Annotated in this window: 9 protein-coding genes; all 9 read left to right on the top strand. The window is 60.9% G+C overall.

All coding sequences use genetic code 11. From position 1 onward, the window contains the following. The first annotated feature begins 931 nt into the window (after positions 1-931). Entirely contained in the window at positions 932-2,926 is a 1,995-nt protein-coding gene (locus CR492_RS19085) for a TonB-dependent receptor (RefSeq protein ID WP_180982628.1), read from the top strand. Between the two features lie 48 nt (positions 2,927-2,974). Then, the gene (locus CR492_RS19080) at positions 2,975-3,484 is read left to right on the top strand and encodes a DUF6152 family protein (protein ID WP_210200272.1); all 510 of its coding nucleotides are present in this window, start codon (positions 2,975-2,977) and stop codon (positions 3,482-3,484) included. Next, positions 3,481-4,380, top strand: coding sequence for a hypothetical protein (locus CR492_RS19075; RefSeq protein ID WP_102845310.1), 900 nt, complete (start codon positions 3,481-3,483; stop codon positions 4,378-4,380). The genes CR492_RS19080 and CR492_RS19075 overlap by 4 nt, the downstream gene beginning before the upstream one ends. A gap of 64 nt (positions 4,381-4,444) precedes the next feature. After that, on the top strand, positions 4,445-5,167 hold the full coding sequence (locus CR492_RS19070) for a hypothetical protein (RefSeq protein WP_102845316.1): 723 nt from the start codon (positions 4,445-4,447) through the stop codon (positions 5,165-5,167). Between the two features lie 72 nt (positions 5,168-5,239). Further along, positions 5,240-5,737: a nuclear transport factor 2 family protein gene (locus CR492_RS19065; RefSeq protein WP_146030337.1), complete on the top strand. Its 498-nt coding sequence runs from the start codon at positions 5,240-5,242 to the stop codon at positions 5,735-5,737. Between the two features lie 81 nt (positions 5,738-5,818). Further along, entirely contained in the window at positions 5,819-6,289 is a 471-nt protein-coding gene (locus CR492_RS19060) for a DUF6152 family protein (RefSeq protein WP_102845308.1), read from the top strand. Continuing rightward, positions 6,286-7,152 (top strand): hypothetical protein, encoded by an 867-nt coding sequence (locus CR492_RS19055; protein WP_102845307.1) that lies wholly within the window; start codon positions 6,286-6,288, stop codon positions 7,150-7,152. The genes CR492_RS19060 and CR492_RS19055 overlap by 4 nt, the downstream gene beginning before the upstream one ends. 71 nt (positions 7,153-7,223) lie before the next feature. Next, positions 7,224-8,840 (top strand): FAD-binding oxidoreductase, encoded by a 1,617-nt coding sequence (locus tag CR492_RS19050; RefSeq protein ID WP_102845306.1) that lies wholly within the window; start codon positions 7,224-7,226, stop codon positions 8,838-8,840. 2 nt (positions 8,841-8,842) lie between these two features. Further along, entirely contained in the window at positions 8,843-9,316 is a 474-nt protein-coding gene (locus CR492_RS19045) for a c-type cytochrome (RefSeq protein WP_102845305.1), read from the top strand. The last annotated feature ends 95 nt before the right edge of the window (positions 9,317-9,411 follow it).

Here is a 9,411-nt window from a genome sequence, read left to right as displayed (position 1 = left end):
GTCCCGGAGGCAGCGGCCCGGCCCACCTCCGCCCGGGCCGCTGCCTCCGGGACCGCCGCCTCCTGGCTTCAAGCCTCCGCCGGGCGTCCGGCCGCCGCCGGGACATCGCCCGCCGCGCCCGCGTCGCCGCAGGGTGGTCCCGCCCCGCGGATAAGACTGATCGACGACGACCTGTTGGAGCGTTCTGCTGAACGCTCCTTCTTTGCTTCATGACGATGTCGGAATGACAGGAATGATCGCGGCGCCGCCGCGTTGGGTCAAAGCCGCCGAGCCGTCGATGTCCGGCATTAAAGGCAGCTATTTCGTCGGCCTACCATGGAACTATTACACTTGAGTTGGAAAGCATCGGAAGGGCCTGCGTCGAGTCCATTGGCGCAAGGATGAAGTCAAGCCTGTTGGCGAAGATCGGCGGGCGCATGAGCGAAAACAATTCGCACATAAGAGGGAAGGGGCGCGCGCCGTGAGCTATTTGAAAAGGACCTTGGCCACTGCAGCCATGTGCTCAGTCGCCAGCATCGCAGCACATGCTCAACATAGCGAATTAAAGCAGGGCCCATCTGGGGTCTGCCAAAGCCCCTCCCATCCTTCCGCTCGTCCTTGCTTGCACCCAGGCAAGAAGACCTCCTCGCATTCAGCCGCTCAGGGAAACGCTCTTCCGCCTCAGCCTCCGGGCGAGGGTGCTCCGCCGCGGGTTGGCGCCGCCGCGGGGCTCCCGCCTGCGCCGCCGCCGGGCGGCCTACCGCCTGGCGCGCTCGGCCCGGCGCCTGTCAGCGTCACCGGCCCTTCAGCGCGCGCTGCCGGACCTGGCGCCATTCCTGGTCCCGTACCTATCAACGCCCCCGATGGGACTGACGCAGGGCTTCCTCCCGGCGCTCCGGGGCCCGTGCCTCAGGGCGCCCCTCCGCCGGTTGGTCCTGCGGGCGCGCCGAGCGTGCCCGAGTTGTTCATGATGGCGCTGCCCGCGGTCGAAAATTCGGGCGTGTACGGGCCAGGCGGCATGTCGCTGGGCGGAGGTTTGCCGCCTGACATCAAAATGATTCCTCACGTCTTTCCGGCTGGCTTCGTAGGCAGGCTTGGTCCCGTCGACGTGCTGCATGGTTTCGACGAATTGCTCGGCCCGCCGCCGTTGCCGAATGGCTTCCTGTTCCAGGGCGCTCAGGTGGACGCCATGGTCGGCGCCTACCGGCGCAATCAGGAACTGTTGCAGGTGGGCCAGCAAGTTGGCAATTATTCCGCGTTCTTCGCTTACAGCCATCTCTATGACCACGGATTCGTGCCAATTTCCTCAGCGAGCGCGTCGCAGTATCACGCCGATATCGGCTACCGTAGCGACAGCGCCGAATTCCACCTCAAGGCCCATGTCATAGACAGCGCGATTGAGCCTCAAGAGCCGCAGCCGCCTTCCGGGGTGCCTCAGGTTCCGTGGACCAATCCCAACGTCCAGAAGCAGCTCAGCTATCAGATTGATCTGACCGGGAATTATCTCCTGGACAACGGCTGGGTGGCTTCGAGTGATGTATTCGTCGGTCACTACAGGCAGCGTTCCGCGACCGTGGTGCTACAGGCCGCCAGCGATGACGGCGGCGGAGCTGCGCCTCCCGGCGGCGGCGGCGGCGTCCCTGCGCCGACCGGAACCACGGGCATTCTCACGACGCTTGGCACCGATACGACGTCTTACGGCGCAACGGCGAAGCTCACTAATCACGGCACGCTTTTCGGCATGGCCAACACCTTCGATGCCGGCTTCCATTACACCGGCGGCGTGACGACAAGTTCGGCGCATACGTATTTTGCCAACATGACCTCCGACTATTCAAATATCACGAGCATCATTGGTGAAATCGGCGTCGACCCTGACATCCCGGCGAATGGGGTTTACCCGAACGTGGTGCGGGCCACCACCAACTACCTGGACTTGCACGTCGTCGATGTCATCGACGTCACAGACAGGTTGAAGGTGAGCGCCACGGGTCGATTCGACTACTCGCAGATCAACCAGTACGACCTGCTCGGCACAGATCCAACAGCGACCGGCGACCACGCCTTCACGCATTTCTCGCCGTCGATCGGCGCGACCTACGCGGTCACGCCGGACTTGCTGGCGTATGCCGGATATTCGGAAGCTGCGCATGTGGGCACGCCCGCGGGCATCATCTGCGACGACATGGAGCTTCCCTGCTCCTTCAAGCCGCCGTTCTTCGTCACCGAACAGGTGCTCCCGCAGACGGTCACGCATACTTACGAAGCGGGCTTCCGGGGTCAGTTGCCGACGCTCGAAACGCCAATCGTTCCGGTCCAGGCGGCCTGGCACGCGGGGGTGTACCGGACGGACGCCACCAACGACCTGTTCCTCTACGTGGACATCAACAAGCCTGGTCGTCCGGTGTTCTACGATGTCGGCGACACGCGCCGGCAAGGCGTAAAACTTGGCCTCGACGTCGTTGCCGGTCAGTTCACGACCTCGATCATCTACAACTATACCGACGCAACATTCCAGTCTCCCGTGACGCTGTACAATCCGCTGAACACTGCTGCGAACGCGGCCGGAAATATCTATGTCAAGCCGGGCGACCAGTTCCCGCTAATTCCTGCGCATTCGCTGAAGATCCTGGCGAAATATCAAGTCACGCCGGAATGGTCGGTGGGAGCTTCGATGCGCGCGCAGTCCAGCACCTACTACAGCGGCGATGAAGTCAACGCCATGCAAAAGGTGCCCGGATATTTCATCACTTCTCTCAACACGAGCTACCGTATCACCAAGGACCTTGAAGTGTTCGGCCTCGTGGAGAACATCTTCAACAAGAAATATGCGGTTTTCGGCGCCCTGATCCCGGGAGGCACTGTGAGCCAGTCGCTTCAGGCTCCGCGGTGGGTCTACGGGCAGCCGCTCTCCATTTACGCAGGCTTTCGCTGGAAGTTCCTCTGATCTGACTTCATCCCCGAAGAATCAAGACTGGACCAAAAGGGACGACGTATGAACATGCGTAACTATTTTGATTGGTCGCCTACAGTTTGGCGCACGACCGCCAGCATGAAGCGGCTCACTCAATCATTGGCGACCGCCGGTCTTATGCTAAGCGCCACGCAGGCGTTTGCCCATCATTCGACCGCTAATTATGATTACACCCAGAACGTGGAGCTGATCGGCACGGTCAAGGAACTGCAGTGGACAAATCCGCACAGCTTCCTGCAAGTTCTGGTGCCCGACGGCAAAGGTGGCGCAGTCGAGTGGTCCGTTGAAACTGGGTCGCCGTCGCTTGATGTACGCCTCGGCTGGAGCCGCGACATGTTCAAGCCCGGCGATACCGTCAAGGTGATTTTGGCGCCGATGCGCTCGGGTGGCCCCAATGGCACGCTGAAGTCCGTCACCCTGCCTGATGGCAAGGTGCTCTACGGTCCTGGAAATCAAGGCACTTTGCCCGAAGGTCTGGCGCTGCCGACGCTGGAGAAGGCGAGCCCGGACGCCGCGGGAGAGAAGAAGTGAAACGCTCGCTGAGTTCCCTTTTTTGCGCGCTGCCGATCGTGCTCGCGGCGCAGGCGGCTCTCGCACAGGCGCCCGACCCGAATTTTGTGCCGCCGCCGCTCCCGGTCGATTCAAACCTGCCGGTCTTCGGCGCGGGCGGGGGCAGGGTGCTCTTCGGCGTGCCCGCTGAAGCGGCCACGCTCCATGCCCTCTATCCGCCTCTGCCCGCGGATGCGCCGAAACCATCGGCCGAGCCACGCAACTTCGAGGGCGCTTGGGGTCATGACCAGGTCATGATCGCTCGCATCGAATGGGACATGTATGGCGCCGACGTTCCATTCACGCCAGCGGGTCGCGAAATTCGCGATCGTCGCGTGAAATCGACTTATGATGACAAGAAGCCCTATTCGAACGCGTCGGCGGAATGCAAGCCGCCTGGCCAGCCCTGGCTGCTGGGGCTGTATTACACCTTCCACATTTTCCAGACGAAGGATCAGGTGCTGTTCCAATTCGCGATGGATCACGCGGTCTGGGTGATCCGACTCAATCAGCAGCATCGTGACCCGTCCGTTCGCGAGTATATGGGCGATTCGATCGGGCATTGGGAAGGCGACACTCTGGTAGTCGAATCCACCAATTTCAAAAAGGCCTTCTGGATTGACGTGGATGGCACGCCGGCCTCGAAAGACGCGAAGCTGGTGTTCCGCATTCGCAAGATCTACGACGGCAAGAGGATGGAAATACTCACCACTGTTGATGATCCCAAGAACTATACGGCGCCCTGGACTTTCGTTCGCACCATCGCCTGGCGGCCCGACAAGAATGTGCTCGACGAGTACAATTGCGAACTGCAGGTTTCCAACAATGTCGGCGCGGACGTCTACGGCCTGATCCCTGATCCCGACGAGGGAAAGTGATCGAACGCGGCAGCAGGCCGCGCCGCGCGCCCTTGCATAACGACAATTTTAAGGAGTGTCAGCGGTGAAACAAAACCATCGCAAAGTCTTGCTGCGGCGTACATCATTGATGCTCGCTGTCGCCGGTTTCATTGCCGCACAAGCTGCGGTGGCCGCCGCAGGCGAGCGCCCCAGCTTAGATGGCACATGGAAAATCACTGCGCCGCGGCTCGAACTAGCTCCAAACGGAGGCGCTGATATGCCTCTTACGAACGAAGGGCGCGCCGCTTACGAGAACAACAAGAAATCCGCAGCCAAGGGCGACTTCGGCTACGATCAGACGGCGACCTCGTGCTCTTCGCCAGGCTTGCCGCGCATGATGTTGAGCGGCGACCGCATTCAGATTTTCCAGCGCGATCGCGTCGTAAACATGCTCTTCGAGTGGAACCGCCAATCGCGTGAAATCGAAATGCGCGATGTGCCGGAAGTAAAACCGCTCGTGGATACGATGTACGGGGTTAGCTACGGCCATTGGGAAGGCGATACGCTCGTCGTGAAGTCCTTCGGCTTCTTCGCGGACAAGCTGATCGACGCCTATCTGCGCGGCAGCGACGCGCTTGAGCTCGTCGAGAAGATCCGGCTGAAGGACAAGGACACGCTGGAAGATCGTATCACTGTCACGGACCCCGCAATTTTCACGAGGCCGTTCGAAACAGTCCTGAGCTACAAGCGTCAGAAGGACGAGGCGCTGCCGGAAGACAATTGCCTGGATCGCAAACAGGCCGGGCAACCAGCCTTGCCCCTCTGAGGTTTGGCCGGGCTTTTGGATATGGGAGCGCGCGGCGCGCCGGCGCTCACAGAAAGACATGAGGAAGTCGGCATGGCGTCGCGAAGAGACCTATTAACCTACACGTTGCCGGGCGTCGCCCTGGCGGCCCTGGCGACGCAGGCGAAGGCGGCCTGCCCGCCGTCTGGTGCGGTGAGCCGCGAGCAGTTCGACAGATATATCTTGCTCTACAACGCGGTCGATCCTGCTTTCACGCAATTCTATCACGACGATGTCGTGATGGAGACGGTTCCGCCGCTGACCAGCGCCGCTGCGATCCGGGATTTCAGGAATGAACTGAACAACTACATCCTCGAGCACATCACCGTCGAACATTACGTCGGCGACGAGACCGGCTCTGCGGCGCAGTTTCTCGGCGAATTCCGCTGTATCCGCGATCTACCGATCACCGCCTTGTCCGGCTTGTTCGGGAAAGGGGTCAAGGAAGGCCAAGTGCTGCGCCAGCGCGGCATCATTCTATACGGTGTGAAAGACGGCAAATTCAAATGGATCAGGGCCGCGCCGCCTGTGATCCTTCAGGACTGGAGCTGATGCGGGCGCTGAAACATTGCGCCTCAAGGAGCGCGAGACGCATTTCTCCCAGCCGCGGCGTCAGGGAACCAGAGGCCACCAATGAAAAATGCAGTCCATGACAAGCGGACAGCGCTCAAGCTTATGCTCGCGGGCGCCGGCGCGCTTTTCCTCACGACGCCTGCTGGAGCCCACCATTCCTATGCTTTGTTCGACCACGCCAAGCTGACTTCACTCGTCGGTACGGTGAAGGAATGGAAGTGGGCGAACCCGCATGTTTACTTGATGATAGACGTCAAGAAAGCGGACGGCACGAGCGAAGAATGGACGCTCGTCGGATCAAGCCCCAACATGATGAGTCGGTGGGGCTGGAACGCCGCGGACGTCAAGGTCGGCGATCAGCTCACGATCGATCTGTATCGCGCCGTCGACGGCAAGCCGATAGGCCAGCTTTCCGCTGTTTTTTTTTCCGGCGGCAGGGTCCTGCTCGATCCCGCGGGGAAGTCGGGCGAGGATCTGGCGAGCGGCCCGTCCAAACTCCCTAACAAACCGCAAGGCGAGGCCTACAAATGAGAATCACACTGAAACACGCGCGAGCGGCGACGTCCGTATCGCGCCTCTGCGCCAGCGTTCTCATCCTGGGCTTCGCGGCGGCTTCTCCCGCGAACGCCGACACGCCGACCGCTCCACTCACAAAGGAGGAGCTGGCGAAATCCTGGCGCGACATGGCGGGCCTGCCGGATTTCTGGCAGGGCACCTGGCAATCAATCAGCCCGATCCCCGATGACTTCCCGCAGGAGCCGGAATATACGCAGTCGGCTCTTGATTACATGAAGACCTACAAGCCGACGGCGGACAGCCCCTTCGCCAATTGCAAGCCCCTCGGTCTGCCCTTCGTGATGAACATCGGCGGCATGCCGATGAAGTTCTTCCAGTCGCCTGGAATGATCGCGCTGTACATCGAATCCTCCGGCATGACGCGCTTCATCCATACCGACGGGCGTCAGCACAGCGCACAACCCAATCCGAGCTTCCTCGGCGAATCTGTTGCGCATTGGGAAGGCGACACGCTCGTGGTCGATTCGATTGGGTTCGAGCCCGACACATTGTTCCAGATCGCCAAGCTGAAGGAAAAAAACCTGAAGCAAGGCGATTTCAACCCGATGTCCGGCGTCGTCTTCGCGCCGCATGGCCCCAATCTTCGCATTGTCGAGCGCATGAATCTGATCGACTTCAATACCCTCGAAAGCCAGACCACAGTCTACGATGACAGCGTCTTTAAACGGCCTGTCACCCTTGCTGCCCGCCGGTTTCTACGTGGCGTCGAGCGCCGCAACGAGCCGCAGGAATGGGCCTGCACCGACAATAGGGACTATCTCGATCCCGCCACCGGCAAGCTGCAATACAACGTCAAGGACAAGGCGATCAGCCGCTAGCCTATGGTCCTGAAAGAAGAGATTACGGGCGTCCGCTGTGCGCTCTGGCCCAAAGCCGGGAGGAATTCGTGATGCTTCCGCCCAATGTGAGCAAATCCGACTTCGCGGCGGCGCTCCAGGAGTTCGAGAGCGCGGTCGGCAAGGAGTGGGTCTACTCGGTCGACGACGATGTCGCGCTCTATAGGGACGCCTATAGCCCCTTCGCGGTGGAACCGCCATTGCAAATGCTCGCTTCCGCGGCGGTGGCGCCGTCGAGTGTCGAGCAGGTGCAGCAGGTGGTGCGGATCGCCAACAAGTACAAAATTCCGCTCTACACCGTTTCGACCGGCCGCAATCTCGGGTACGGCGGCTCGTCTCCGGCGCAGTCGGGTAGCGTGGTGGTCGATCTGAAGCGCATGAACCGCGTGCTTGAAGTCAACGAGGCCGAGGCCTTCGTCGTCGTCGAGCCTGGCGTGAATTTCATCGAGCTTTACCGTTATTTCGAGGCCAATGGACATCCGTTCATGGTCGCGACGCCGGAGCCGGGCTGGGGCAGTCTGATCGGCAACGCCCTCGACCATGGCGTCAGCTACGTGATGGGCGATAATTTCGCATCGGCGCGCGGACTCGAAGTGGTGCTGCCCAACGGTGAAGTTCTGCGCACGGGCATGGGCGCGCTGCCCAACAGCCGGCTGTGGCACGCCTTTCCCTATGGCTTCGGACCCAATATCAATGGGCTGTTTTCCCAGTCGAATTTCGGCATCGTGACCAAGATGGGCTTTTCGCTGGCGCGCAAGCCCGCGATGCAGGCCGAGTTCACGGTCAGTTCCGCAAAGAGCGATGACCTCTACCCGCTGATTGGCGTGGCGCAGGCGATGCGCCAGCAGGGCCTGCTCTATCTGTCAAGCGCCGCAAGTCCGATCCGCAGCCCCATGGGGCCTCCGGGCATTGAGCCGCCGCCCCATGCGCGGCGCGCCAGAGAACTGCTGAACCGGCGCGATGGCGGATCCCCGGACGAATGGGATCAGCTGGGCGTCGAGTCCGGCGTTCCCGTCTCTGTCGTCACGGGTAGCGTTCGCGGCCCGACGCAGATTGTCCAAGCTACTTTGGATTATGCGCGTGAGCAGTTCGCAAAGATTCCCGGCGCGAAGTTTCATATCGACAAGGCGCTGCGCTTTCCATTGAATCTGGACGAGATTCCTCCGGACCAGCGGCCAAAAATCGGCGTTCCCAGCCTTTGGCCCTTCGCCAGTCTGGCGATGGGCGACACGCGACGCGGCATGTATTTTTTTTCACCCGTTTGCCGGGCGACTGCGGAGGATTTGTTTGCCATCAGGCAGACGGTGCGAGAAGTCGTGCTCGATCACGCCGATGAATCCATTCGTGATCTGTTCCTCGGCTGGATCCTCGCGAACACTGTTTATCCCAACGCCTTCATTTTCGCTTACCCCTTTGCGATTACCGACGACGCGTCCGTTAACAAGAAATACCGTGACCTGTTCACGCGCCTCGTCGATACCTGCGCCGAAAGGGGATGGGGCGAATATCGCACCCATGTCGCATTCCAGAGCGAGGTGATGAACCAATATTCGCTTAACAATCACGTGCTCAGGCGCTTCTGCGAATCCGTGAAGGACGCTATCGATCCAAACGGTATTCTCGCGCCCGGCAAGAGTGGCATCTGGCCCAGGCGAATGAGGGAGGGCTGACGATGAACGGCGGACGCCTGTCCCCCTCGCTCCTCGCCATCGCCGCGCTCGCCTTCGGTTACGGGGCTGAGACGCGCGCTGAAAAAGCGCTCTACGAGTCTTCGATCGGAGGCGTGGTCGGCGCTTCGAACCTGCCGGGAAAGCTCGGTCAAGGCTATCTCGTCTACAACAAATGGTGCGCGGGCTGTCATGCTGCCCCCTACGAGCCGCCGCCTCATCCCGGGGAGCCGGCAATGCTCTCATCCGTGTCCAGGTTGCCGCTCGGCACGAACATCATCGCGCAACGCACGCTCGGCGCCGTTCCAACAGCTCTCGATCAACGGATCGATCTGACGTCCGAAGCTATCGGTTCTTTCGTCCGCAACGGGCTGAACGCGATGCCGCCGTTCCGCAAGACTGAAATTTCGGATGGCGAGCTTGAGGCGCTCTCCGCATATCTCACGCGGAATCATTCCGGATCGAAGTCTGGCGAGTGAGCGAAGCGAAAAATCGACAGCTATATGAAAGCAGTTCGGCCACTAAGGTACCGTTGCTCGTAGCGGCGCGCCGGTCAGCGGCTGAAACGACTTGG

Origin of the sequence: Methylocella silvestris (genome assembly GCF_002891535.1) — a bacterium.
Classification (GTDB): Bacteria; Pseudomonadota; Alphaproteobacteria; order Rhizobiales; family Beijerinckiaceae; genus Methylocapsa; species Methylocapsa silvestris_A.
Note: the sequence above shows the minus strand (reverse complement) of the source record. Positions and strands in the feature narration are given on the sequence as shown.